This window comes from Mycolicibacter icosiumassiliensis (assembly GCF_900078685.2).
GTDB lineage: Bacteria > Actinomycetota > Actinomycetes > Mycobacteriales > Mycobacteriaceae > Mycobacterium > Mycobacterium icosiumassiliensis.
Genome location: NZ_LT546166.1, coordinates 70,244 through 94,601 on the forward strand (window position 1 = coordinate 70,244; position 24,358 = coordinate 94,601).

Consider the following 24,358-nt stretch of genomic DNA (forward strand, 5'->3'; position numbering starts at 1 on the left):
GGTCAGCGGTACTGGACGACCCCGAGTCCGCTGATGCGTTGAAAGTGCGCAACATTCGCCGTGACAACCGGGATGCCCAGCGCCAGGCTGGTGCAGCCGATCCAGAGATCATTGGTGCCGATGAGTTCGCCGCGGCGGCGTAGCTCCCGCGACACCCGGGCATAGGTCAACGCGGTTTGCTCGTCGACCGGCGCCAGGGTGTGCCCGGCGCGGACGGCGTTGACGACGGGGTGATCGGGCTGGTCGAAGCCCTCCGCGAATTCGCCCAGCGCAACTGTGGACAGGAACAGTTCGGCTTCGGGTGAGTTTTTCAGCAGCCGGTGCGCCGCACCGTCGTCGTCGCCGGCAGAACGCTCTCGTTGCAGGTCGATCAGGAACGTGGTGTCGAGGCTCAGCCGGAGTGCCATCGGTCCTCGGGGGGGGTGTCGGCCTGCTGCGCCTCATCGAGGCGTGCCAGCACGTCCGCATCAACCGTGGGCGTCTCAGCCAGTGCGTCGAGCAGCGCCGCGGCGGTACGGGTGTCGTCGCGCCAGTGGGCGCGCTTGATGACCCGGGAGAACGACTCGTCAGGCGTGCGTCGAGCACCGCGGAGCCGCTCGTAGGCATCAATGTCGATGGAGATCGTTTTCGTCGCCACTATCCATGTATACATGCATGGATCTGTGTATGCTACTCATCCCGTACTGAACGGATTGGCCAGCCGAACTCCCTCGATCATCTGCCCGTCGCTGAGATCTTCAGTCCACAAGGTGTCGCACCGTAATTCGGCGGCGCTGCGGATGATCATCGCGTCCCAAAACGAAAGTTGATGCCGAGTCGACCACGTCGCCGCGGCGATGACGTCGTCCGGCAGGGGCGAGTGGACCCGCCAGCGTGTCAGGCTCTTCAGCCGGTCAGCCGCGGACTTGGGGTCCACGGGTGTGGCCGCCTTGCATGTCGCGTTGACGTAGAACTCCTGTAGTACCTGGACGCTCAGGGCGCCGCGGCGCTCCCGCCACAGCCGATCAACCAACGCTCGGGCGGACTCATGGCGCTCGCCGGCCGTCGCGTCGTAGGCGTAGAGCAGGATGCTGGTGTCGACGAATTCCATGGTCAGCGCTGGTGAAGGTCGTCCCGGGACCAGGTAATCGGTCCGAGCTGAAGGCCGGCATCCCCGTCCATCATCCGGCGTTCGAGATCGGCCACGTCGTCATAGTCGGCCACCTCGCCGACAACTTGCTCCAGCAATCGTGCGACCAGGCTCGACACCGACATGTCGCGTTGCGCCGCCAACACCTTCGCGCGACGGACCAGCTCCGCAGGCATGGTCAGCGTGATGTTCTTCGAGACCATGTGTTTCAGTGTCGCGCTGAAACACCGCCCCTAATTCAATCGCCGTTGGACGTGCTTACCGCCACTGCCCACAGCCAGCGCGGCCCCGATAGGGTAGGTCTGTGACCCACTATGACGTCGTCGTACTCGGAGCCGGCCCCGGCGGATACGTCGCGGCCATTCGCGCCGCCCAGCTGGGCCTGAACACCGCCATCATCGAGCCGAAGTACTGGGGCGGCGTCTGCCTGAACGTCGGCTGCATCCCGTCGAAAGCGTTGCTGCGCAACGCCGAACTGGCGCACATCTTCAGCCGCGAAGCCGAAATGTTCGGAATCAGCGGGGAGGCCAGCTTCGACTACGGCGCGGCGTTCGATCGCAGCCGCAAGGTCGCCGAGGGCCGGGTCGCCGGGGTGCACTTCTTGATGAAGAAGAACAAGATCACCGAGATCCACGGTTACGGCCGGTTCACCGACGCCAACACGCTGGCCGTCGAGCTCAACGACGGCGGAACCGAGACCGTCACTTTCGACAACGCGATCATCGCCACCGGGTCGAGCACCCGGCTGGTGCCGGGCACGTCACTGTCGGCCAACGTGGTCACCTACGAGCAGCTGATCCTGAGCCGGGAGCTGCCGAGCTCGATCATCATCGCCGGCGCCGGGGCCATCGGCATGGAGTTCTCCTACGTGCTGGCCAACTACGGCGTGGACGTCACCGTGGTGGAGTTCCTGCCGCGCGCGCTGCCCAACGAGGACGCCGACGTGTCCAAGGAGATCGAGAAGCAGTTCAAGAAGCTGGGTGTGAAGATCCGCACCGGAACCAAGGTGGAGTCCATAGTCGATGACGGTTCGACCGTGACCGTCACGGTCAGCAAGGACGGCCAGGCCGAGGAACTCAAGGCCGACAAAGTGTTGCAGGCCATCGGATTCGCCCCCAACGTCGACGGCTACGGTCTGGAGGCGGCGGGCGTCGCGCTGACCGAACGGCGCGCCATCGGCGTCGGGGAGTACCTGCAGACCTCGGCGCCGCACATCTACGCCATCGGGGACGTCACCGGGCTGCTGCAACTGGCGCACGTCGCCGAGGCGCAGGGCGTGGTGGCCGCCGAGACCATCGGCGGGGCCGAAACCATGTCGCTGGGCGACTACCGGATGATGCCGCGGGCCACCTTCTGCCAGCCCCAGGTGGCCAGCTTCGGGCTCACCGAGGAGCAGGCCAAGGCCGAGGGCTACGACGTCAAGGTAGTGAAGTTCCCGTTCACCGCCAACGGCAAGGCGCACGGCGTCGGTGACCCGAGCGGGTTCGTGAAGTTGATCGCCGACGCCCGCTACGGCGAGCTGATCGGCGGGCACCTGGTCGGCCACGATGTGTCTGAGTTGCTGCCGGAGCTCACCCTGGCGCAGAAGTGGGATCTGACCGCCAACGAGCTGGCCCGCAACGTGCACACCCACCCGACCATGTCCGAGGCGCTGCAGGAGTGCTTCCACGGCCTAACCGGCCACATGATCAACTTCTAAAGCGGTGACCGGCGAACCCAGCTGAGGCGCGAGAATGGCGGGCTACCACAGTGGTAGCCCGCCATCCGCGTCGGGGAATCCCGCGGATTACCAGCGGTGTCCCGCACCGACCGAGGAGAGGTCCTGGCGGTGGTGTTTGAGGTCGCGCTTCTCCTGCCGCAATGCCTTCTTGCGGTCGTGGTGGTCAAGCCGGATGTCCGGACCGGACTGGCTGTAGAGACTCATCCCGGGCTGGAACATCGCGGGAGCGGCGTTGGCCGCCGCGACTCCAGCACCGAACAGTCCCGACAGTCCGATCCCGACTGCGATCGCGGACGCACCCACCGCACGCTTTGCGTTCATGATCAACCACCTCTCTCGCTTCGAGCCCTGGCCCCGGCTGGGGCCGACAACACCCAGGTTGCAGCAGACCCCTTGCGGAGTACTCCACGGATTCTTGAGACATTCTTGCGTCGCACGCCAGCGCGCAGAGGGGCGGCGGCCAGTCGTTCAGCCGCCGTGGAGGAATTGCCGGTATACCTGGTACGTCTCGGCAGCGGGCCGGCACGGGCGAACCTCGAAAGGGTGGTGGCGCGATGCGCAACGTAACCCTCGAGTTCGGCGTGCTGGGACCGCTGGAGATGAGGGTGAACGGCACCCCGGTGCCGCTGGGTGCGGCGAAACAGCGGGCGGTGCTGGCCATGTTGGTGATCAACCACAACCGGCCGGTCTCGGTGGATTCCTTGATTCACGCGGTGTGGGGCGAGACGCCGGTCCCGGCGGCACGGGCAAGTATCCACTCCTACGTCTCCAATCTGCGCCGCCTGCTCGGCACCGCCGGTGTCGAACCGCAGACCGCTCTGGCGAGCGCGCCGCCCGGATACCGGCTCTGTTTCGCCGACGCCCACTGGGATCTGGGGCGCTTCACCGCTCAACGGAACTTGGGCGTGCAGGCCGCAACCGCCGGACGATTCGGCGAAGCCAGCAGCCACCTGTCTGCCGCGCTGGCCGAATGGCGCGGTCCGGTCCTCGACGACCTGCGCGACTTCGCCTTCGTCGAACCGTTCGCCGCCGTGCAGTCCGAAGACAAGGTGGTGACCCAGGTCGCGCGGGCCGAAGCCGACATCGCGTGTGGGCGCGCCCATGCCATCATCGGCGAACTCGAGGCGCTCAGCGCCGAACATCCCTACCGGGAACGATTGTGGGCTCAGCTGATCACCGCCTATTACGCCGCGGAGCGCCAATCCGACGCGCTGGACGCCTATCGGCGACTGAAGACGGCCCTGGCGGAGGATCTCGGTATCGACCCCGGGCCCACGATCAGTGCGTTGTATGACCGAATACTGCACCAGCAGCCACCGCAGCCGCCCGCAGCCGCTAGCAGTACCACCGCGCACAGCGCCGTCAATCTCAGCCCGAAGGTTGAGAGGTCTGTGTCCGCGGAGTTGCGTGATGCGGCCGGATGCCGCCATCGGCTGGACGCGGCGACCACCCGGATCGGGCGACTTCCCGACAACGACATCGTTCTCGACGCCGACGACGTCAGCCGCAACCACGCCGTAATCGGTTACACGGGATCGGGTTTCGTGATCACCGATCTGCGGTCGACCAATGGCGTCACGGTAGACGGTCGCCGGATTCACGCCAGCGTCGTGCTCGCTGACGGCGATCGCATCCGCATCGGCGTCCACGAGTTCGTCTTCGCGATCCACTCCCAAGCTCGCTGACCGACCCGCCGATCAGCCCCCGATCAGCCCGAAAACCCCGTATCCCACCGCCATGCCGGCCAGGTTCGCGCAGGCGTTGACCGCGTCGTTACCCACCCACCGCCAGCCGGTGGAAGGCTGCGTCGGCGCGCCGCAGTGCAGACCCTCCTCTACGGTGGCACCGCACGTCGGGCAGACGAAGCGGGCCTGCACGGTGGCCCCGATCAGGGTGTCGACCAGGGAGCCGACGACGCCGGCCGCCAGGCCCACCGGCACCATCGCGAGCCCGCCGAACAGGGCGCCGAATGCGCCGACGGCCAACGCCCCCAGCACCGTCGCGCCCGAACCCAGCGGGGAGACCGCCCCCGAGGTGCCCTTGGGCACCCGCGCCCAGCTGCGCAGCGACAGCGGCTCTCGGGAAGAGAAGCGGCCGATCTCCGAGGCCCAGGAGTCGGCGATGCCGGCCGCGATCCCGCCGATCGACACGGCGTACCAGAGCGGGTCGCGGGTGAACGCATAGCCGATCACCGGAACCAGCACCGGAAGGCCGGCGTTCACCGCGACCTGGCTCATGGTGCGCATGCTCCCGCTTCGGGTGGGTCGGCGATACGCGGTGAGCAGGCTGGTCAGCGAGAAGAACAGCGCGGCCGGGAGGATCCACGCCCACCCGCCGAGGCCGACGGCAACCCCGGCGATCAGGCCGCCGCAGAGCGCGCCCGGCAGATCCAGCCACCGCATCCGCAGCATGAACGGCACGATGGCGCAGCCGAATACCACCGCGGCCAGCCAGCGTAGTGCGTCATCGGTCGACAGCTCCCGCGCCACGTGCAGCAGAAGTGCAACCCACGGTGTGATCAGCAGGTTGTCTGCCGCGGGCAGCACCAGTAGTTCCACGGCGGCGGTGGTCATCGCGACGAACAGCGAAACCGACACCGCCATAAACGTATTCAGTTCAAGGCCGATCCGGCAGAACGCCCACGACACGGCGAACGCGATGACGACGAAGGCTAGCGATCCCTCCAGGGAGCGGACCCCGCCACCGGCTTCGACCCGGTGCCTGCCGTAGCGGTCCCCGATCAGCGCCGCACCGGCGTCGGCCAACCCCAGCACCACCACGCCTGCTGCGATGGCGACCCGATCCGGCCAGAACGCCAGCACCGCGACCAATGCTCCGGCCGCGAAGCCGACCAGTCCGTAGTCGCGCGACCGGGTGCCGTCAAAGACTCCCGGCACCGGGATCAGGCCGCGCTCCACGATGACCGTCAGGCCCACCGTCGCGGCGGCCAGCACGCCGGCCACCACCACCCCGTGCGACAACTGGAACGCGGCCAGGGCAGCGAACAGCCCGCACAGCGCGTGGGGGACCTTGCGGGTGACCAACGGACTGGCTCCCCGTCGTGCCAGTGCGCGCCCGACCACGATCAGGACTGCTGCGATCAGCAGGACCCCACCCCCGGCGACGGCCAGGTCGTGGCTCACGGTAGCGGTCACGCAGGGCTACTCATCGAAGTCCAGCGGAACCCGCAGTGCGCTCAGGGTGGCGGCCAGTGCATCGTATTGGCTTGTCAGCATGACGAATTCGATCAGCCGCGGGCGATCCAGATGTTCGGCCAGCTGGGCCCAGGTGGCATCCGAGAGCGTGCGGGTTCCCACCAGTTCGTCGACCCCGGTCAGCAGTACGCGCTGCCGGTCGGTGAGCCCGGCCACGCTGGGGCCTTCGAAGATCAGCGTCTGAGTGGCGTCGTCGAGACCGACCGCCCGGGCCATCCGGCGATGGTGCTGCAGCTCGTACTGGCTGTCGCGAAGGTGCCCTACCCGCAGGATCACCAACTCGGTGTCGCGGCTCGAGAGTTTGCCGCCCCGCATGAGCACCCCGCCGAACGGCAGCCAGGCCCACATCAATCGCCGGTGCTGGCCGAGGGTGGTGAACAAGTGCGCCCGGGGTACGTGCTGGCGCAAGGCGACGACTTTGCACACCAGCCAGTTCGTGACACCGAGGTCGCGCAGGCCGGGGGAATCGGGGATACGAAGAGTCACCGCTGTTGCTTTACCAGATAGGGCGAGACACTGCTGCGATGTTCGTTGAGATCCAGGTCACGGCCCAACGCGGGGAAAGCCCGCTGCGGGCAGTTGTCGTGGTCGCAGACCCGGCAGCCCACCCCGATCGGCGTGGCCGGGACGTCGTGGCCGGCCGCCAGATCCAGGCCTTCGGAATAGACCAGCCGGTGCGCATGGCGCAGTTCGCAACCGAGTCCGATCGCAAACGTCTTGTCCGGCTGGCCCCAGCGCGAGGCACGGCGTTCGACGGTGCGCGCCACCCACATGTACTTGCGGCCGTCGGGCATCTCGGCGATCTGTACCAGGATCTTTCCCGGGTTGCCGAATGTCTCGTAGACGTTCCACAGCGGGCAGGTACCGCCGCTGGAGGAGAAATGGAAGCCGGTGGCTGACTGTCGTTTTGACATGTTGCCGGCCCGGTCGACTCGGACGAAGGAGAACGGCACGCCCCGCATCGACGGTCGCTGCAGGGTGGACAGTCGGTGGGCGATGGTCTCGTAGCTGACTCGGTAGAAAGCCGACAGCCGTTCGATGTCGTAGCGGAACGTCTCGGCGCTGTCGTGGAATTGTCCGTAGGGCAACACGATCGCCGCCGCGAAGTAGTTGGCCAACCCGAGCCGGGCCAGCGTGCGGGAATCCTTGGAGGTGAACTTGCCCTCTTCGACCATGGCCGAGATCTGGTCGTCGAATTCCAGGTAGGCCAGTTCGGCGGCCATCTTGAACACGCGCTGCCCCCAGGACAGGTGGTTGGAGATGTCCAATGTCCGGGTTTCGGCGTCGTATCGGTGTAGCACCGTCTCGCCCAGATCAATGCGGCGGTTGATGTGCACCCCGTGCACCTCGGTGAGTCGATTGGCCAGCTCGACGGCCAATTCGCCCTGGTGCCTGCGCATCCGGGTGGCCAGATCTTCGGCGGCGGTGTCGAGTTCGTGCAGGTAGTTCTGGCGTTGATAGAAGTAGTCCCGGACCTCCTCGTGCGGCATGGTGATCGCGCCGGTGCCGCTGCCGTCGGAGAAGCGCTCCTCGGTGGCCGCGGCGAGTTGGGCCGTGGTGATGCGGTAGCGGCGGTGCAGGTTGACCATCGCGTGAGCCAATTTAGGGTGGGCACTGACCAATTCGGCTACCTCGGCCAGGTCCACGTCGATGTCGAGGTCGCGGTCCATGGCGACTTCGCGCAGCTCGGCGACCAGCCGGGTGTCGTCCTGGGAGGCGAAGAAGCTGGCATCCACGCCGAAGACCTCGGCGATCCGGAGCAGCACCGCGACGGTCAGCGGACGAACGTCATGTTCGATCTGGTTGAGGTAGCTCGGTGAGATCTCCAGCATCTGGGCCAGTGCAGCCTGACTGAACCCGCGTTCGCTGCGCAGCTGGCGCACTCGGGCGCCGACATACGTCTTGGCCACCTCATCGACCCTACCTGCTGCGAAGGCGGCATTCGCATTGTTGGCATGGCATGATCCGCTCAGGGAAAGACCACGGGGAGCAACGATGCAACAGACACAGGAGCCGACCGGCCTGGCCAAGGTCTTGATGCCGGTGCCGGACCCGCATCCCGACGTGTTCGACCGGCAGTGGCCGCTGCGGGTCGCCGATATCGACCGCCTGGGCCGCCTGCGGATGGACGCGGCCGCCCGTCATATCCAGGACATCGGCCAGGATCAATTGCGGGAGGGCGGATATCAGGAGACGCACCCGCTGTGGATCGTCCGGCGCACCATGATGGACCTGATCCGTCCGATCGAGTTCCAGGACATGCTCCGGATGCGGCGTTGGTGTTCGGGCACTTCCAACCGCTGGTGTGAGATGCGGGTCCGTATCGATGGCCGTAAGGGCGGGCTGATCGAATCCGAGGCGTTCTGGATCAACATCAACCGCGAGACCCAGGGACCGGCGCGGATCTCGGAAGACTTCCTGGCCGGGCTCAAGCGCACCACCACCGTCGACCGACTGCGCTGGAAGGCCTACCTGAAGGCCGGTGGCCGTGAGGACGCGGATGAGATCCACGAGTACCCGCTGCGGTTCACCGACATCGACCTGTTCGACCACATGAACAACTCCGTGTACTGGACCGTGGTCGAGGACTACCTGTCGAGTTACCCCGAGCTGCTCGGGGCGCCGCTGCGGGTCACGCTGGAACACGACGCGGCGGTCGCGCTGGGCGACAAACTAGAGATCGTCTCCCACGTCCACCCGGCCGGATCGACCGACATGTTCGGGCCGGACTTGGTCGATCGCACTGTTAGAACGCTCACATACCTGGTGGGCGAAGAGGTCAAAGCCCTCGCCGCAATCTTCCCGCTGTAACACGTTCTAGTCAGTACGGGCGTACTGCTAAAACGTGCGCTGACCTGTGTGGATATGTTACCGACCGGTAGCTTTCTGGCCGATTCCACGACGCTTTGTCCCGACGGTTCTTCGCAAACTTTGCAATTTGTTCGCGATGCATGGCTGAAGTTGGCAATGGAAACGGCTGGACCTGGGGAGATGTCCTGTGTCAAGGTCGCATTAACACACCAGTGAATCGATCGGGGTGTTAGCAAAGCCGGGAAGCAATTCTCGGGTCCGGCGGCCCCGACCGATCGAGAACGCAAAGGAGCGCATCCTATGTCGACCGTTGGCACGCCGAAGAGCCCCGAGCAGATCCAGCACGACTGGGACCACAACCCGCGTTGGAAGGGTGTCACCCGCACCTACTCCGCCGCAGATGTCGTCGCGCTCCAGGGCCACGTCGTCGAAGAGCACACCCTGGCCCGCCGCGGCGCCGAGGTGCTGTGGGAGCAGCTGCACGACCTGGACTACATCAACGCCCTGGGCGCGCTGACCGGCAACATGGCCGTCCAGCAGGTGCGGGCCGGCCTGAAGGCCATTTACCTGTCTGGGTGGCAGGTCGCCGGTGACGCGAACCTGTCCGGGCACACCTACCCCGACCAGAGCCTCTACCCGGCCAACTCGGTGCCGCAGGTGGTGCGCCGGATCAACAACGCGCTGCTGCGTGCCGACGAGATCGCCAAGGTCGAGGGCGACACCTCGGTGGACAACTGGCTGGCCCCGATCGTGGCCGACGGTGAGGCCGGCTTCGGTGGCGCGCTCAACGTGTACGAGCTGCAGAAGGCGATGATCGCCGCCGGTGTCGCGGGTTCGCACTGGGAGGACCAGCTGGCCTCGGAGAAGAAGTGTGGCCACCTGGGTGGCAAGGTGCTGATCCCCACCCAGCAGCACATCCGCACCCTGACCTCGGCCCGCCTGGCCGCTGACGTCGCCGACGTGCCGACCGTGGTGATCGCCCGGACCGACGCCGAGGCCGCCACCCTGATCACTTCCGACGTCGACGAGCGCGACCAGCCGTTCATCACCGGTGAGCGGACCGCGGAGGGCTTCTACTACACCAAGAACGGTCTGGAGCCGTGCATCGCCCGGGCCAAGGCCTACGCGCCGTACGCCGACCTGATCTGGATGGAGACCGGTACCCCGGACCTGGAGCTGGCCCGCAAGTTCGCCGAGGGCGTCAAGGCCGAGTTCCCGGACCAGATGCTGGCCTACAACTGCTCGCCGTCGTTCAACTGGCGCCAGCACCTGGACGACGCGACCATCGCGAAGTTCCAGAACGAGCTGGGCGCCATGGGCTTCAAGTTCCAGTTCATCACCCTGGCCGGCTTCCACGCGCTGAACTACTCGATGTTCGATCTGGCCCACGGCTACGCCCGCAAGCAGATGAGCGCCTACGTCGAGCTGCAGGAGCGCGAGTTCGCCGCCGAGGAGCGGGGCTACACCGCCACCAAGCACCAGCGCGAGGTCGGTGCCGGGTACTTCGACCGGATCGCCACCACCGTCGACCCGACCTCGTCGACCACGGCGCTGGCCGGCTCGACCGAAGAGGGCCAGTTCCACTAGGCCATTAACTCGCCGAGCAGACGCAGACTCGCGCAATTGCCGCTCAGGTAGTGCGAGTTTGTGTCTGCTCGCGGGGAAGTGATTTCCCGCGGTGGAAGTCGGATTGCGCCGCGGGGGAGTTGACAGCGCAGGCCCCGCCCAGCCAGCCTGGGCGGGGCCTGTTGCTGCCGCTGAGGCTGAGAAGGGACCCGAAAGGAACATGGTGTCGATCCAACGAGTAGGTGTTATCGGAGCCGGGCAGATGGGCGCCGGAATCGCCGAGGTGTCGGCGCGTGCCGGCGTCGAGGTGACGGTCTTCGAGACCACCGAGGCACTGGTCACCGCGGGCCGCAACCGAATCGTCAAGTCGCTGGAGCGCGGCGTGAGCGCGGGCAAGATCACCGAGCGCGAGCGCGACGACGCCGTCGGCAACCTGACTTTCACCACCGACCTCGGCGAGCTGGCGGACCGTCAGCTCGTCATCGAAGCCGTCATCGAAGACGACACCGTCAAATCGAAGATCTTCGCCGAACTGGACCGGGTGATCACCGACCCGGACGCCGTGCTCGCGTCGAACACCTCGTCCATCCCGATCATGAAGATCGCCGCTGCCACGCAGAACCCGCAGCGGGTGCTGGGCCTGCACTTCTTCAACCCGGTTCCGGTGCTGCCGCTGGTCGAGCTGGTCAGCACCCTGGTCACCGACCCCGCCGCCGCCAACCGCACCGAGGAGTTCGCCAGCGCGGTGCTGGGCAAGCAGGTGGTGCGCTGCTCGGACCGCTCCGGCTTCGTGGTGAACGCCCTGCTGGTGCCCTACCTGCTGTCGGCGGTTCGCATGCTGGAGTCCGGATTTGCCACCGTCGAGGACATCGACAAGGCAATTGTCGCCGGTCTGTCGCACCCGATGGGCCCGCTGCGGCTGTCCGACCTGGTCGGCCTGGACACGCTGAAGCTGATCGCGGACAAGATGTACGAGGAATTCAAGGAGCCGCTCTACGCCGCGCCGCCGCTGCTGCTGCGCATGGTCGAGGCCGGTCAGCTGGGCAAGAAGTCCGGCCGGGGTTTCTACACCTACTGATCCGCGGCGCGCCGTTGCGCACCGGCCGCCCGCCGCCACGGCAGCATCGGTGACGGGTGCGGGCCGGCGTTGAACTTCTCCCGCGATCCGCCGACCTCGACGATGCCGCACAGCGCGCTCCAGTTGAGCATGGTCAGGTAGTCGATCAGCTCATCGGCACTCATCCGCGGGTCCAGCAGCCACGAGTGGGTGGCCAGCTGGACGCCACCAACGATCATGTACGCCCACGGCTCCACTCCGCCGAGGTCCAGGCCCTCTGCCTTCATGCGGCGGCGCAGCATCACCGCCAGCATCCGGGCGATGATGCGCTCGGAGTCGGCGATCACCTTGCTCTTGCTGGCCGAGCTGTTCGCCATCACGAATCGGTAGGGCTCGGGCTCGTTGGCCACGGTCTGTACATACACCCGGGTGATCTCGCGGGTCAGGTCGAAGCCGTCCAGGTTCAACGACAGTGCCGCCGCCATGTTGGGGATCAGGGTGGCCTGCGCGAAGCGCATCATCACCGCAGTGGTCAGATCATTCTTGTCGACGAAGTAGCGGTACAACACCGTCTTGGACACGCCGATCTCCGCGGCGATCTCATCCATGCTCACGTACCGGCCGCGGCGCCGGATCGCCTCGATCGTTCCGTCGATCAGATCATTGCGTCGATCGACCTTGTGCTGGTGCCAGCGCCGCTTTCGACCATCAGTCTTGGCGGTGCCGGTGCGGAGCTGATCTGCCACTATCGCGGATTCCCATTCACTAGACGCAATAGATAATACGGGCTGGTCCAGCAAACTTTGTGGTCCGGTAACAGTTACCGGTGGTTCAGCGAGGCTCGCCGGAGGCGAGGCGAAGCTGGAACCGCCGCATATACCCGGCTGCGCTGATGGCGGATGATGGTGGGGTGGTGCATCCAGAGAACCAGTCGAGTTGGCCGGGCGCCGCGCAAACCGTGCAGTCGCTGGCGGAGTCATTCGCGGGCGCCGATCCGGTCGCGGACGCCGTCCGGTTGCGCGATCTGCGCCGGATGAAAGTAGTCGCGCTGAGTTTTTTGCTCGGCGCGACCGTGGTCTTCGTGCTGTGCCGGTGGGTGCAGGCGGACGGTCTGGCCCCCGCCTGGGTGGGCTACGTCGGCGCCGCCGCCGAGGCCGGCATGGTCGGCGCGCTGGCGGACTGGTTTGCGGTCACCGCCTTGTTCAAGCACCCGCTGGGTATTCCGATCCCGCACACCGCGATCATCAAGCGCAAGAAGGACCAGCTCGGGGAGGGGCTGGGCACCTTCGTGCGGGAGAACTTCCTGTCACCGCCGGTGATCGAGACCAAGCTGCGCGACGCGCAGATCGCTGGCCGGGTGGGTAAATGGCTATCGGAGCCGACGCATGCCGAGCGGGTGGCCGCCGAGACCTCGACCGTGCTGCGGGTCCTGATCGAGATGCTGCGCGACGACGACGTCCAGGACGTGATCGACCGGATGATCGTGCAACGCATCGCCGAGCCGCACTGGGGTCCGCCGGTGGGCCGGGTGCTGGGCTCGCTGCTGGCGGAGAACCGGCAGGAGGCGCTGATCCAGCTGCTGGCCGACCGGGCCTTCCAGTGGTCGCTCAATGCCGGCGAAGTCATCCAGCGAGTCGTGGAGCGGGACTCTCCGACCTGGTCGCCGCGGTTCGTCGACCATCTGGTCGGTGACCGCATCCACCGTGAACTGATGGATTTCACCGATAAGGTGCGCCGTAATCCTGATCACGAACTGCGGCGCAGCGCGACCCGATTCCTGTTCGAATTCGCCGACGACCTGCAGCACGATCAGCCGACCATCGCGAAAGCCGATGCGGTCAAAGAGCAGCTGATGGCCCGCGAGGAAGTCGCCAACGCCGCGGCGACGGCCTGGCGGACGCTCAAGCGGCTGGTGCTCGAAGGTGTCGACGACCCGTCCAGCGCGCTGCGGACGCGGGTGGCCGCGACCGTGGTCCAGGTCGGAGAATCGTTGCGTGACAAGGCAGAACTGCGCGACAAGGTAGACAACTGGATCGTGCGGGCCGCCCAACATCTGGTCGGCCACTACGGGGTGGAGATCACCGCGATCATCACCGAGACCATCGAGCGCTGGGATGCCGCCGAGGCGAGCCGGCGAATCGAATTGCACGTCGGGCGTGACTTGCAGTTCATCCGGATCAACGGGACCGTGGTTGGCGCGCTGGCCGGTCTGGCGATCTACGCCATAGCTCAACTTATGTTCTGACCTGCGCTAGCAAGTGCTTGCAAAAGTTAGCACTCGCCGTTATCGTGGTACGTGTCAGCAGTCGCGAGTCCACGAAAGGGGTCACCGGTGTCGCAGGATGACAAACTTGCCGCAGTGGTGTCCACGGCTGCGGCGGATATCGGTAGCTTCATCCGGTCCCAGCGCGAAGCCGCGCAGGTGTCCATGCGTCAGCTGGCCGACAAGGCCGGCGTCAGCAACCCGTATCTGAGCCAGATCGAACGTGGACTGCGTAAGCCTTCCGCTGACGTCCTCAACCAGATCGCCAAGGCCCTCAGGGTTTCCGCCGAGGTGCTCTACGTCCGGGCGGGAATTTTGGAGCCGAGCGAGAAGGGCGAGGTCCGTGACGCCGTCATTGCCGATGCGGCGATCACGGAACGGCAAAAGCAGGTTCTGCTCGACATCTACACCTCCTTCGTCCAGCAGAACGAAGCCGACGGTGAGGAGACGCCACCTGACTGATCCGCTTTCGTCCTCCTGACCGAATTACCTACGCACGATTTCAACCCGAAAGGAACCCGACATGGCCGAGAACCCGACCATCGAAGAACTGAAGGCCCCGCTGCTCGCCGCGCTCGGCGCCGCCGACCTGGCCCTGGCCACCGTGAACGACCTCGTCACCACCTTGCGCGATCGCGCCGGCGAAGCCCGCGAAGACGCCAGCACCCGGGTTGAGGAGAGCCGCGCTCGCCTGACCAAGCTGCAGGAGGAGCTGCCCGAGCAGTTCGCCGAGCTGCGGGAGCGTTTCACCGCCGAGGAGCTGCGCAAGGCGGCCGAGGGCTACGTGGAGGCTGCCAGCGACCGGTACAACGACCTGGTGGTGCGCGGTGAGGCCGCCCTGGTGCGGCTGCGCAGCCAGTCCGGTCTGGACGACGCTTCGGCGCAGGTGGAGGGCTACGTCGACCACGCCGTCGAGCTGACCCAGGAGGTGCTGGGGAACGTCGCGTCCCAGACCCGTGAGGTCGGCGAGCGTGCCGCCAAGCTGGTCGGCATCGAGCTTCCCAAGAAGGACGAGCCCGCGCCGGCCCCCGCCAAGAAGGCGCCGGCTGCCAAGAAGGCTCCGGCGAAGAAGGCCGCCCCGGCCAAGAAGGCTCCGGCCAAGAAGGCTCCGGCCAAGAAGGTCACCCAGAAGTAGTCGCAGTTCGACGCCCGGGACGGTGCCCGCCTAGGCTTGCAGCGTGATCGCTGCGAACCTGGTGGGTACCGTCCTTGGCGTTTTGCAGATCGCCGTCTTCGCGACGTCGGTGTACGCCTTCGTCCACGCGGCGATGCAACGCTCCGACGCCTACACCGCCGCCGACAAGCTCACCAAGCCGGTCTGGCTGGTGATTCTCGGGGTGTGCGGACTGCTGGCATTGGTGTTGCAAGTGATGGGGATGGCGATCGCCGCCTGCGCGGCCGGGGTTTACCTGGTGGATGTGCGGCCCCGACTCCTTGAGGTCCAAGGCAAGTCCCATTAACTCATGCTGCGTGCGTTCGTCCTTGCAGCCGTGAGTGCCGCCGCGGTGTTGTGCGCGGCGCCAGCCACCGCCGACACCGGGTTGTCCGGCTATGTCGACCACACCGAGTGGGTCAGCTACGACGGCCGGGCGAGTCTGCGGGTGTACCCGACCCCCTCCGCGCGGGCGGCGGCCCTGCGGCTCGACACCGACGGTGCGGGTGAACAGGCCTGGCGAGATGTGCTCGCCAGCGCTCCCGACGCCGACACCCCAGGCATGCGCGACCAATTCCTCTGCCACTGGAGCTATGCCGAGTTCGCCCGACCCGGCAAGACCAGCTGGAATCTCGAGCCGTGGCGGCCGGTCGTCGACGACGTGACCATGCTCGAATCCGGATGCAATCCTGGCGCCGCTGAGGAGGCTTTCTGATGACGCCGATGCCCGGGCGCCGGTGGGACCGTGACCAGATGGCGCAACTGGTCGACCACACGCTGCTCAAACCCGAAGCCACCGCGGCCCAGGTCGCGGCCGTCGTCGCCGAGGCGGCCGAACTCGGTGTCGCCGCGGTCTGCGTGTCGCCGTCGATGGTGGCCCTAGCGGCTTGCGCTGCCGCGGCAATCCGGGCCGATATCCCGATCGCCGCGGTCGCGGGCTTTCCGTCCGGCAAGCATCTGTCGGTGGTCAAAGCCCAGGAGGCGGCATTGGCCGCAGCGGACGGGGCGGCTGAGATCGACATGGTCATCGACGTCGGCGCGGCACTGACGGGTGATTTTGCCGCGGTGGGCGCCGACATCGCGACCGTGCGCGCCGCGGTGCCCCAGGCGGTGCTCAAGGTGATCGTGGAATCCGCCGCGCTGCTGGAGTTCGCCGGCGACGCCGCCCTGGTCGCTGCCTGCCGGGCCGCCGAAGCTGCCGGTGCGGATTTCGTGAAGACCTCCACCGGATTTCATCCGTCCGGCGGAGCGAGCGTGCACGCGGTGTCACTGATGGCCGAGACGGTCGGTGGCCGGCTAGGGGTCAAGGCCAGCGGCGGTATTCGCAGTGCGGGCGATGCGCTGGCCATGATCGAGGCCGGGGCGACTCGGCTGGGGTTGTCCGGCACTCGGGCGGTGCTCGACGGACTGGGGTAGCGGGCCTGGGTGACTACCCAAGTCCGCAGACCGCCGATAGCCTTTGCGGTTATGCCCGATGTGCGTGGTGTATTCGCCGACGCCGCGCGTGCGCGCGAGCAGGATTTGGTGCAGCGCCTGGCCACGGCCGTCGAGGTGGACCGCGCGTTCGCCGAGGCGCTGGATGGGGCGTGCCGAAAGGCCGTGTGGGGTCGCCGGCGCCTTGACGCCATTGAGGTCGAAATCGGCGATGTCATTGCTCGGCAAGGCGTACTTGGCCTCGACACCCCGGCAGGCGCTCGACAGTTCCAGGCATTCCTGGCCGCCAAGGCCAGAGATATCCACCGGGTGGTGGACGAGGTCTCTGCCGACAGCAAGAGCAGGACGGGGATGCTGCAGTCGCTGCGGTATCCGATGGGTGACGGCGCGCCGCTGTCTCCCCCGATCGACACTCTCGGCGGCGAACGCCGGTGGACCGACAAAGATCTCTACCCTCATGACCCCACCGCCGCGGACGTGAAACAGGACAGCGTCGGGGACTGCTATCTGGATGCCACCATGGGCGCTATCGCCAACGCCAACCCGCAGTGGATCAAAGATCGCATTCGATTCGACGACGAGACAGGCAATTTCGACGTCACCCTCTGGGATGGGCGCCAGTGGAGGCGCATCGACGTCACGCAGGCCGATATCGACACCGACATCAAACGCAACGGCGCAAGTTGGCTCGACAACGGGCGACCCGACGCGGCGCTGTGGCCGGCGGTGCTGGAGTCGGGGTACGCCAAACTCAAATACCCGGGAAAGGATCTCGCCGATGCCCTCGGCAATGACGTGGGGATCGGTCAGGGCGGCTACGCCAAGGATGCGATGGAGGCGCTGACCGGCAACCGCGGCACCGTGATCAACCCGGAGGACGTCTGGTTCACCAATCAGCATATCGACCAAGCGATTTCCGGGTCCCTGGCCAATCATCAGCCGGTGACCATCTCTACGACACCGCAAGGGGCTCCGTTGACGCAAAGTCATGTGTATGTGGTCGAAGGCATCAGCGGCACCGGCAGTGACGCCATGGTGACGCTGCGCAATCCCTGGGAAACCAATACCGGCACGCCGATCGACACCCCCGATGCGCTGGTCACGATTCGGCTCGGCGACCTGATCGGTTCCGGGCTGCCCGGCCCCCTCGGCACGCACCCGGTGGCAGGCGTCAACATCGGTTCACTCGGATGAAGGCGAGCAAGGCGATGGTGATAAGCGCAGCAGTGGTGATGGGAGTCGTCATAGCCCTGGCCGGATATGTCTTCTGGCAGTACCGAAGTGCTGCGCCGCCCGCACTGGGGGACCTTCGGGTGTACGCCCAGAGCTCCGACATCCCGGTCACCTCGGTGCCGGATCGCGCCGGCGCGGAGAAGCGGCTGCGGGAATTCGCCGACGGCGTACAGCCCGGCTACCGGGTCGCCGACGAACGGTTTCTCGCCTCCGGGGTCCCAGTGGTCTGGGATGCGTTGCGGCACTTCGTCGAACCGTGCCTTGCCGGGTACGCGCTGACGGCGGACGGATTCTCGGCCGACTTCGCCATCGAATACAGCGTGTACGGACACACCGGCGGGCTTCGGCGCTGGTTCAATGACGACCTGATCCTGGTCGCGGGCCCGGGCCGCACTCCGGTGTCGGGCGCGGCGGCCCCGGACGCCTATCTCTACGGATACTTCCGGCTCGCCCGGACCTGACGCCTTACAACGAGTCGAAGCACTGACTCGATGACGACCCCGGCTCGATAGCGGCATTCCGGGTCGAGAATTTCACCACCACACCGGAATCGGTGACTTGCACGCTGTCGAGGTGGATGCCCAGCGGAAGGTCATCGGTCACTTTTGCGGTGAGTTCGTCGAGGCGGCGCTGCACGGTGTCGGTGTCCAGATCCTGGCCCAGCGCCTCCAGGTTGACCACCTGCAGCGACAGCCCGTTGTTCACCAGTTGCGGCTTGACGGTCGCCTTGTTGAGCAGGCCCTTGAGTTCGATGGTGCCGGCACCCGGATCGGCGGTGACACTGCCGGTGACGATGCTGCCGATCATCGGAACCACGTCCTGGATCGACTGTTTGATGCCGTCGGCCGGCCAGGTGATGGTGCCGTCTAGTGACCCGATGGTGCCCTTGGGGTCTGATGGGCCCGCGCCCTTGTTCAGCCGGACGTTGCGGATGTCCAGCTCGAGTTGCATGCCCTTGGCCTGCCGGATCTGATTGCCGGCGGTCTTGACCGAGATGTGGGAGTACTCGCCGTTGAAGTACTGCGCCAGCACCGGGGGCGTGGTCCCGAAGGACACGGTGGCGCTGTCCTGCGCCTCGCATTGGACAGCGTCGGCGACCAGGGTGTTCGCGCGGTGGCGGGCGTAAAGCTCACCGCCGAGCATTCCTACCAGTGCTATGGCGAGCACCGCGGTCAAGGCCAGCATGATCGCCGGCAGTCCGGAAAACCGATGTGTGGGTCCGGGTGCGCTCATTGCGCAAGGTTACAGATGCGCGAAGCAGGGGTCATCCGTCCGCGGAATCGAGGCGTTGCGGGTGGAGAACCGCGCCACCACGCCGGTGTCGGTGACCTCGATACCGTCGGCGCGCAGACCGAGCGGATAACGCTTGGTCAGCTCCGAGGCGAACCTGTCCAACTCGGGCTGCAGCGACTCACGCGGCAGGGTCAGGGCGCCCAGGCCGGTCAGTTTCTGCACCTGCAGCGACAGGCCCCCGTTGACCACTTCGGGCTTGACCACGACGGTGGCCAGACCGAACGCACCCCGCAGCTCGACGGTGCCGTCGGCAGCATTGGTCGTGAGGTCGGACACCAGGTTGCCCAGGATCGGCACCATGTTCTGAACGGTCTCTTTGATCCCGGCCGACGGCCAGGTCAGCGTCGCCTGCAGCGAACCGATGGTGCCCCTCGAGTCGCCGGTGCCGTGCAGATCGACATCGGAGATGCTCAAGTCCGCGGTCATCAGCTTGGCGTCTTTGACCTGATTGCCCGCGGTATGGATGGAGATGTTGGTGTAGTTGCCGGTGATGTGCTGCCACAGGAAGGGCGGTGTGACCCCGAACGAGGCGCTGGCCTTGTCGTTCACCACGCATTCGGTTGCCTTGGCCACCTTGCTGTCGCCGATACGGCGGGCGATCAGTTCGGCGCCGATCAACCCGGCCAGTGCCAGCGCGATCACCGTGACCAAGATCAGGACCAGGGCCAGCGGGTCACGCAGCGCCGACGCCGACCGTGACGGGGCAGCCGGGGCTTCGATCACGGTGGTGGGCGCCTCACCGGGTTGGCCGGCGGGGCGGGCCCAGGGCGACTCGCCTTGGGGAGGTCCGGGCGGATTGCTCACCCGCGCGATTCTGCCTTACCGACCTGAAAGAAGCTCGCACGATTGCTCAACACGGCCAGCGTCCGGCGGGCGGCGGAGACCGCGTCGAAGTCGATGTCGTAGATCAGCAGCTGCGGCGATGCACCGGCCGCGGCGATCACCTCACCCCACGGCGAGGCGATCATGCTGTGGCCCACCCCGACCGGAGCCCCGGACGGATCGTCCGGAATGCCCGGGTCGGCCTGCCCGACCGCGACGACGTAGCTGGTCGAATCCAGCGCCCGGGCCCGAGCCAGCAGCTCCCACTGGGACAGTTTCCCCGGGCCGGCGCCCCACGAGGCGCAGACCGCGATCAGTTGCGCGCCGCGGTCGGCCAGTTCGGTGTACAGCGCCGGGAACCGGATGTCGTAACAGGTTGTCAATCCGACACCGACGCCGTTGATATCGATCACCACCGGTTCGAATCCCGGTGCCACCGTGCGCGATTCAGTGAAGCCGAAGGCGTCGTACAGGTGGATCTTGTGATAGTGCGTGTCGGTTCCCGGGCCGACGGCCAACAACGTGTTGGTGACGCGACCATCGTCGGCCGGGGTGAACATGCCGGCGACCACGGTGATCTGAGCTCGCGCGGCGACCTCGCGAACCTGCGTGGCCCACGGCCCGTCGAGCGGTTCGGCAACCGGTCCCAGTGGCACCCCGAAGCGGCACATCGCCGCCTCCGGGAACACCACCAGCGATGCCCCTTGATCGGCGGCCCGTTCGGTGTAGTCGGTCACCAGTTGCAGATTCGCGGCAGGGTCGGCGCCGCTGAGTATCTGCGCACACGCAATCCGCATGGATCCAGCCTATTCCGTCGGTGTCGCGCCGCCCCGGCTTAGCCACGTCGAGGTGAATCGCTGCTCGGTGGTCATCAGCTCGGCCAACTGCCCGCCGATGAAACTCTCGATCTTGCCGCCCACCAGCGGGATATCGACCTGCACGGTCGCGGTCAACCGCAGTTCGCAACCGCCGGCCGCCGGCGCCAGGATCGCGTCGCCGGACAGCTTCGCCGGTGCGCCGACGACCTTGCCGGTCACCTGGGCGCGGGCCCGCCCGTCGCGCACCGGATGCCATGTCTCGTGCCGCGCCACGTCCAGATTGCCGGGATGGAACTGGGCCGCCAGCGCGGGCAACTTCTCCCGGTGAATGCCCTGCGTGGTGGCGACGTCAACGCCGCCGTCGGGGCCGACGGTCATCGAGTCCAACGCCACGACATCGGCTCCGGAGTCGGCCAGCCGGGCCCGCCAGTAGTGCTCGTCGGCGAAGACGGCGTACACCTGCTCGACGGTTGCCGAGTAGTGCTCGGAGAGCGTGAATGTACGCGGCATAGCTGGTCACGCTACCGTTACCGGCCGTGGCGGGTTCCGAGTTCGCGGGCGCGCGTGTCGCCGAGGCGGTGCCGCTGGCGCCGTTGACCACCCTGCGGGTGGGACCGGTCGCGCGACGGGTCATCACGTGCACCGACACCGAGCAGATCGTGGCGACGCTGGGCGAACTCGGCGCGGCCGGTGACCGTCCACTGCTGCTCGCGGGCGGCTCCAACGTGCTGATCGCCGACGACCTCGAGGACCTGACCGCCGTCGTGCTGGCCAACGCCGGGATCACCATCGACGGCCATCTGCTGCGAGCCGAAGCCGGCGCCGTCTGGGACGACGTTGTCGCGCGCGCGGTCGCGGCGAATCTGGGCGGGTTGGAGTGTTTGTCGGGCATCCCCGGCTCGGCCGGTGCCACCCCGGTGCAGAACGTCGGGGCCTACGGTGTCGAGGTCGCCGACCGCCTGACCCGGGTTCTACTGCTTGATCGGCATACCGGCGAGGTGCGCTGGACCCCGGCGGCAGAGCTGGAGCTCGGCTATCGCACCAGTGTGCTCAAACACTCTGACGCGGCGGTGGTGCTGGAGGTGGAATTCGAACTGGATGCGGGTGGGCGCAGCGCGCCGCTGCGGTACGGCGAGTTGACCACCGCGCTGCAGGCCGCTCACGGCGAGTACCGCAACCCGGCCGCCGTGCGCGCCGCGGTGCTCGCGCTACGGGCGGCCAAGGGCATGGTGCTCGACGCCGATGACCACGACACCTGGAGTGTCGGCTCGTTCTTCACCAATCCGGTCGTGCCGCAAGATGTCTACCGCATCCTGGCCGATCGGGAAAGCGGATCGGTGCCGCACTGGGAAGCCCCGGGTGGGGTAAAACTGGCGGCCGGCTGGCTGGTGGAGCGATCTGGTTTCGGCAAGGGCTATCCCGGGCCTGCTGCCCCCGCCCGATTGTCCAGCAAGCACGCGCTGGCGGTGACCAATCGGGGTGGCGCCACCTCCGCCGAGATTGTGGGCCTGGCCCGCATCGTGCGGGACGGGGTGCGCGAGGCGTTCGGCATCACCCTGCACCCCGAGCCGGTGCTCGTCGGGTGCGCGCTGTAGGCCCGGTGTAATCAACGTCGCAGGTGGTCAGGCCCCTCGGCCGGTATCTTGGAATGCCGTGACCCTGAACCGGCGACGTGCGTTGGCGGCGTTGGCTGCCGGGGTTGTGGCGCCGACCACGCTGGCGGGATGTTTCGGCCGGTCCGGGACGAGCGCCGAGAAGTCGCCACAGTCGGCGCCCGCTCTCACGTTCGAGCCGGCCCTGGAACAGGGAGCGGTGGCCGACGTGCTGCCTACCGCCGCCGTCGGCGTCACGGTGCGCGACGGCTGGTTTCAGCGGGTGGCGCTGACCAGCCCGGCCGGAAAGGTGCTCACCGGAACTTTCAACCGGGAGCGCACCCGCTACACCGTCACCGAGCCGTTGGGCTATGACTCCGTCTACACCTGGAGCGGGTCGGTGGTGGGCCACGACGGCAAGGCGGTGCCGGTCAGCGGCAGCATCACCACGGTCGCCCCCACTGCCGTCATCGACGGAGGCTTTCAGCTGGCCGACGGACAGACGGTCGGGATTGCCGCGCCGGTGATCCTGCAGTTCGACGGACCGATCGCCGACAAGGCAGCCGTCGAGCGGGCCCTGACCGTCGTCACCGAGCCATCGGTGGAGGGCAGTTGGGCCTGGTTGCCCGACGAGGTGCAGGGGGCTCGGGTGCACTGGCGCAGCCGCGACTATTTCCCGGCCGGCGCTACCGTCCGTGTCGAGGCCAAGCTGTACGGCCTGGCGTTCGGCGACGGCGCCTACGGGGCTCAGGACATGTCGCTGGAATTCTCCATCGGGCGGCGACAGGTGGTGAAGGCCGAAGTCTCCTCGCATCGCATCCAGGTGGTCCGCGACGAAGGCGTGATCATGGACTTCCCGTGCAGCTACGGCCAGGCCGATAAGGCCCGCAACATCACCCGCAATGGCGTCCATGTGGTCAGCGAGAAGTACGCCGACTTCTACATGTCCAACCCGGCCGCCGGCTACAGCAACATCCACGAACGCTGGGCGGTCCGGATCTCCAACAACGGAGAGTTCATCCACGCCAACCCGTCCAGCGCCGGCGCTCAGGGCAACACCAACGTCACCAACGGCTGTATCAACCTGTCCACCGAGGACGCCGAGCAGTACTTCTACAGCGCGATCTACGGTGACCCGGTCGAGGTGACCGGCAGCTCGATCGAGCTGTCCTACGCCGACGGCGATATCTGGGACTGGGCGGTGGACTGGGACAGCTGGGTGTCCATGTCGGCGTTGTCGACTTCGGAACAGGCTCGGACCTCACTGCCCAGCACCGCGCCGGCCACCCCGACCGACGCGCCGACGCTGTCCGGCACGCCCACGACTACGACGACACAGTCGCCGACCTCTAGTCCTCCACCCGGCGGTTAGCCCGGGTCGCCGATGCCTGGTCGCGCGGGCGGATGACGATCTGGTCGAGGTCGACGTGCGGCGGCCGGGAGGCGACGAACCCGATCACCTCGGCGATGTCGGCTGCCGTCAGCGGAGTCAGGCCGGAGTAGACGGCGTCGGCCCGCTCGCGGTCCCCGTCGAAGCGCACCAGGGAGAACTCGGTGTCCACCATGCCGGGAGCGATCTCGGTGAGCCGCACCGGTTTTCCCAGCAGCTCACCGCGCAGCGTGCGGTGCAGGGCGCTTTGGGCGTGTTTGGCCGAGGTGTAGCCGGCGCCGCCGTCATAGATCTCAAACGCCGCGATCGAGGTCACCGTGACCACCAGGCCGTCCCCGGAAGCGACAAGCTTGGGCAGCAGGGCGCGCGTCACCTGCAGGGTGCCCAGCACGTTCGTCTCCCACATCCAGCGCCAGTGCTCGAGGTCGGCGTCTTCGACCGATGCCAGGCCCTTGGCCCCGCCGGCATTGTTGACCAGCACATTGATCGAACCGGCAACCCGGTCACAGGCGTCCGCCAGCGCGGCGACCGCGGCCGGGTCTGTGACGTCCGTCACTACCGCGGTGCCGCCGATCTCGTCGGCCAGCGCGGCGATCCGATCGGCACGACGGGCCGCGGCGACTACGTGAAAACCTTGTCCGGCAAGAATTCTCGCGGTCGCCTCGCCGATGCCCGAGCTGGCGCCGGTGACTACGGCAATGCGCTGATCGCGCGCAGAAGTCGTCATCGCCCCAACCTTAGTGATCGTGATAGATTCTCAGCTATGTCTCGCAGTGCCCGCTTTCTGACGGCGGTCTGTCTGGCCGCTCACGGCGCGTGTTGTCGCGCATGTTGCTGCGCCTGACCTGCTGCGAGTAGCGCT

29 protein-coding genes are annotated in these 24,358 nt (G+C 66.9%); 15 read left to right on the forward strand and 14 right to left on the reverse strand.

Annotation, left to right across the window (positions count from 1 at the left end):
• Positions 1 to 2 precede the first annotated feature (2 nt).
• From BN4346_RS16600 to BN4346_RS16615, 4 genes are read right to left on the reverse strand one after another with little or no spacing between them, the layout of a single operon-like run.
• A complete protein-coding gene (locus tag BN4346_RS16600; protein WP_067966648.1) occupies positions 3 to 407 on the reverse strand; it encodes a type II toxin-antitoxin system VapC family toxin in 405 nt (134 codons plus the stop codon).
• Entirely contained in the window at positions 392 to 637 is a 246-nt protein-coding gene (locus BN4346_RS16605; protein WP_067966750.1) for an antitoxin VapB family protein, read from the reverse strand. The genes BN4346_RS16600 and BN4346_RS16605 overlap by 16 nt, the downstream gene beginning before the upstream one ends.
• A 36-nt stretch (positions 638 to 673) precedes the next feature.
• Positions 674 to 1,090: a PIN domain-containing protein gene (locus BN4346_RS16610; protein ID WP_067966651.1), complete on the reverse strand. Its 417-nt coding sequence runs from the start codon at positions 1,088 to 1,090 to the stop codon at positions 674 to 676.
• A gap of 2 nt (positions 1,091 to 1,092) precedes the next feature.
• Positions 1,093 to 1,332: a DUF6364 family protein gene (locus tag BN4346_RS16615; protein WP_067966654.1), complete on the reverse strand. Its 240-nt coding sequence runs from the start codon at positions 1,330 to 1,332 to the stop codon at positions 1,093 to 1,095.
• Between the two features lie 101 nt (positions 1,333 to 1,433).
• On the opposite strand from BN4346_RS16615, the gene lpdA reads away from it, so the two are divergent.
• Entirely contained in the window at positions 1,434 to 2,828 is a 1,395-nt protein-coding gene (gene lpdA, locus BN4346_RS16645; protein WP_067966657.1) for a dihydrolipoyl dehydrogenase, read from the forward strand.
• Between the two features lie 87 nt (positions 2,829 to 2,915).
• Here lpdA and BN4346_RS16785 read toward each other — a convergent pair whose 3' ends face one another.
• On the reverse strand, positions 2,916 to 3,170 hold the full coding sequence (locus BN4346_RS16785) for a hypothetical protein (protein WP_067966661.1): 255 nt from the start codon (positions 3,168 to 3,170) through the stop codon (positions 2,916 to 2,918).
• Between the two features lie 233 nt (positions 3,171 to 3,403).
• Between BN4346_RS16785 and BN4346_RS16875 the strand changes: the two genes are divergently transcribed.
• Positions 3,404 to 4,534, forward strand: a complete 1,131-nt coding sequence (locus BN4346_RS16875; protein ID WP_067966664.1) for a BTAD domain-containing putative transcriptional regulator — start codon at positions 3,404 to 3,406, stop codon at positions 4,532 to 4,534.
• A gap of 12 nt (positions 4,535 to 4,546) precedes the next feature.
• Here the strand turns inward: BN4346_RS16875 and BN4346_RS17220 are convergent, their stop codons facing one another.
• Genes BN4346_RS17220 through ramB form a run of 3 tightly spaced genes read right to left on the reverse strand, consistent with a single transcriptional unit; the run spans position 4,547 to position 7,974 of the window.
• The gene (locus BN4346_RS17220) at positions 4,547 to 6,004 is read right to left on the reverse strand and encodes a DUF92 domain-containing protein (RefSeq protein ID WP_235653497.1); all 1,458 of its coding nucleotides are present in this window, start codon (positions 6,002 to 6,004) and stop codon (positions 4,547 to 4,549) included.
• Positions 6,005 to 6,010: 6 nt separating this feature from the next.
• Complete coding sequence (locus BN4346_RS17225) at positions 6,011 to 6,550, reverse strand: carboxymuconolactone decarboxylase family protein (RefSeq protein WP_067966666.1); 540 nt, start codon at positions 6,548 to 6,550, stop codon at positions 6,011 to 6,013.
• Positions 6,547 to 7,974 carry an acetate metabolism transcriptional regulator RamB gene (gene ramB, locus BN4346_RS17240; RefSeq protein WP_024444015.1) on the reverse strand — a complete coding sequence of 476 codons (1,428 nt, stop codon included), beginning with the start codon at positions 7,972 to 7,974 and terminating at the stop codon, positions 6,547 to 6,549. The genes BN4346_RS17225 and ramB overlap by 4 nt, the downstream gene beginning before the upstream one ends.
• A gap of 85 nt (positions 7,975 to 8,059) precedes the next feature.
• On the opposite strand from ramB, the gene BN4346_RS17595 reads away from it, so the two are divergent.
• From BN4346_RS17595 to BN4346_RS18080, 3 genes are all read left to right on the forward strand, one after another.
• The gene (locus BN4346_RS17595; protein ID WP_067966669.1) at positions 8,060 to 8,875 is read left to right on the forward strand and encodes an acyl-[acyl-carrier-protein] thioesterase; all 816 of its coding nucleotides are present in this window, start codon (positions 8,060 to 8,062) and stop codon (positions 8,873 to 8,875) included.
• 300 nt (positions 8,876 to 9,175) lie between these two features.
• A complete protein-coding gene (gene aceA, locus BN4346_RS17605; protein WP_067966672.1) occupies positions 9,176 to 10,462 on the forward strand; it encodes an isocitrate lyase in 1,287 nt (428 codons plus the stop codon).
• 199 nt (positions 10,463 to 10,661) lie between these two features.
• Positions 10,662 to 11,519, forward strand: coding sequence for a 3-hydroxybutyryl-CoA dehydrogenase (locus BN4346_RS18080; RefSeq protein ID WP_067966675.1), 858 nt, complete (start codon positions 10,662 to 10,664; stop codon positions 11,517 to 11,519).
• Here the strand turns inward: BN4346_RS18080 and BN4346_RS18170 are convergent.
• Entirely contained in the window at positions 11,513 to 12,244 is a 732-nt protein-coding gene (locus tag BN4346_RS18170) for a TetR/AcrR family transcriptional regulator (protein ID WP_067966678.1), read from the reverse strand. The two genes, BN4346_RS18080 and BN4346_RS18170, sit on opposite strands and share 7 nt — an antisense overlap.
• A 146-nt stretch (positions 12,245 to 12,390) precedes the next feature.
• On the opposite strand from BN4346_RS18170, the gene BN4346_RS18320 reads away from it, so the two are divergent.
• The 8 genes from BN4346_RS18320 (at position 12,391) to BN4346_RS20140 (ending at position 18,042) form a co-directional block, all read left to right on the forward strand.
• Complete coding sequence (locus BN4346_RS18320) at positions 12,391 to 13,743, forward strand: DUF445 domain-containing protein (protein WP_235653498.1); 1,353 nt, start codon at positions 12,391 to 12,393, stop codon at positions 13,741 to 13,743.
• An 87-nt stretch (positions 13,744 to 13,830) separates the two neighbouring features.
• The gene (locus BN4346_RS18375; RefSeq protein ID WP_067966680.1) at positions 13,831 to 14,223 is read left to right on the forward strand and encodes a helix-turn-helix domain-containing protein; all 393 of its coding nucleotides are present in this window, start codon (positions 13,831 to 13,833) and stop codon (positions 14,221 to 14,223) included.
• A gap of 61 nt (positions 14,224 to 14,284) precedes the next feature.
• Positions 14,285 to 14,896, forward strand: coding sequence for a heparin-binding hemagglutinin (locus BN4346_RS18505; RefSeq protein ID WP_067966684.1), 612 nt, complete (start codon positions 14,285 to 14,287; stop codon positions 14,894 to 14,896).
• 43 nt (positions 14,897 to 14,939) lie between these two features.
• Positions 14,940 to 15,221, forward strand: coding sequence for a DUF2516 family protein (locus tag BN4346_RS18630; RefSeq protein ID WP_067966687.1), 282 nt, complete (start codon positions 14,940 to 14,942; stop codon positions 15,219 to 15,221).
• Positions 15,222 to 15,224: 3 nt separating this feature from the next.
• On the forward strand, positions 15,225 to 15,629 hold the full coding sequence (locus BN4346_RS18945; RefSeq protein ID WP_067966689.1) for a DUF2599 domain-containing protein: 405 nt from the start codon (positions 15,225 to 15,227) through the stop codon (positions 15,627 to 15,629).
• Positions 15,629 to 16,330: a deoxyribose-phosphate aldolase gene (deoC, locus tag BN4346_RS19335; protein WP_067966691.1), complete on the forward strand. Its 702-nt coding sequence runs from the start codon at positions 15,629 to 15,631 to the stop codon at positions 16,328 to 16,330. Before BN4346_RS18945 ends, deoC begins: the two co-directional genes overlap by 1 nt.
• 51 nt (positions 16,331 to 16,381) lie before the next feature.
• Positions 16,382 to 17,542 carry a DUF4226 domain-containing protein gene (locus tag BN4346_RS19410; RefSeq protein WP_067966694.1) on the forward strand — a complete coding sequence of 387 codons (1,161 nt, stop codon included), beginning with the start codon at positions 16,382 to 16,384 and terminating at the stop codon, positions 17,540 to 17,542.
• The gene (locus BN4346_RS20140; protein ID WP_067966697.1) at positions 17,539 to 18,042 is read left to right on the forward strand and encodes a hypothetical protein; all 504 of its coding nucleotides are present in this window, start codon (positions 17,539 to 17,541) and stop codon (positions 18,040 to 18,042) included. Before BN4346_RS19410 ends, BN4346_RS20140 begins: the two co-directional genes overlap by 4 nt.
• 4 nt (positions 18,043 to 18,046) lie before the next feature.
• On the opposite strand, the gene BN4346_RS20145 is transcribed toward BN4346_RS20140, so the two are convergent.
• The 4 genes from BN4346_RS20145 to BN4346_RS20740 are packed head-to-tail and all read right to left on the reverse strand — an operon-like array spanning position 18,047 to position 21,024.
• Entirely contained in the window at positions 18,047 to 18,814 is a 768-nt protein-coding gene (locus BN4346_RS20145; protein ID WP_078058395.1) for an LmeA family phospholipid-binding protein, read from the reverse strand.
• A gap of 9 nt (positions 18,815 to 18,823) precedes the next feature.
• The gene (locus BN4346_RS20355) at positions 18,824 to 19,678 is read right to left on the reverse strand and encodes an LmeA family phospholipid-binding protein (protein ID WP_067966702.1); all 855 of its coding nucleotides are present in this window, start codon (positions 19,676 to 19,678) and stop codon (positions 18,824 to 18,826) included.
• Positions 19,675 to 20,493 (reverse strand): carbon-nitrogen hydrolase family protein, encoded by an 819-nt coding sequence (locus BN4346_RS20610; protein WP_067966706.1) that lies wholly within the window; start codon positions 20,491 to 20,493, stop codon positions 19,675 to 19,677. Before BN4346_RS20610 ends, BN4346_RS20355 begins: the two co-directional genes overlap by 4 nt.
• 9 nt (positions 20,494 to 20,502) lie before the next feature.
• Positions 20,503 to 21,024, reverse strand: coding sequence for a DUF2505 domain-containing protein (locus BN4346_RS20740; RefSeq protein WP_067966709.1), 522 nt, complete (start codon positions 21,022 to 21,024; stop codon positions 20,503 to 20,505).
• Positions 21,025 to 21,050: 26 nt separating this feature from the next.
• Here BN4346_RS20740 and BN4346_RS21105 point away from each other — a divergent pair, with 26 nt between their 5' ends.
• Both BN4346_RS21105 and BN4346_RS21295 read left to right on the forward strand, forming a co-directional pair.
• The gene (locus tag BN4346_RS21105; protein ID WP_067966713.1) at positions 21,051 to 22,109 is read left to right on the forward strand and encodes a UDP-N-acetylmuramate dehydrogenase; all 1,059 of its coding nucleotides are present in this window, start codon (positions 21,051 to 21,053) and stop codon (positions 22,107 to 22,109) included.
• A gap of 10 nt (positions 22,110 to 22,119) precedes the next feature.
• Positions 22,120 to 23,478, forward strand: a complete 1,359-nt coding sequence (locus tag BN4346_RS21295; RefSeq protein ID WP_067966759.1) for a L,D-transpeptidase — start codon at positions 22,120 to 22,122, stop codon at positions 23,476 to 23,478.
• Here the strand turns inward: BN4346_RS21295 and BN4346_RS21300 are convergent.
• Positions 23,456 to 24,223 carry an SDR family NAD(P)-dependent oxidoreductase gene (locus tag BN4346_RS21300; RefSeq protein WP_067966714.1) on the reverse strand — a complete coding sequence of 256 codons (768 nt, stop codon included), beginning with the start codon at positions 24,221 to 24,223 and terminating at the stop codon, positions 23,456 to 23,458. The genes BN4346_RS21295 and BN4346_RS21300 overlap by 23 nt on opposite strands.
• Between the last annotated feature and the right edge of the window lie 135 nt (positions 24,224 to 24,358).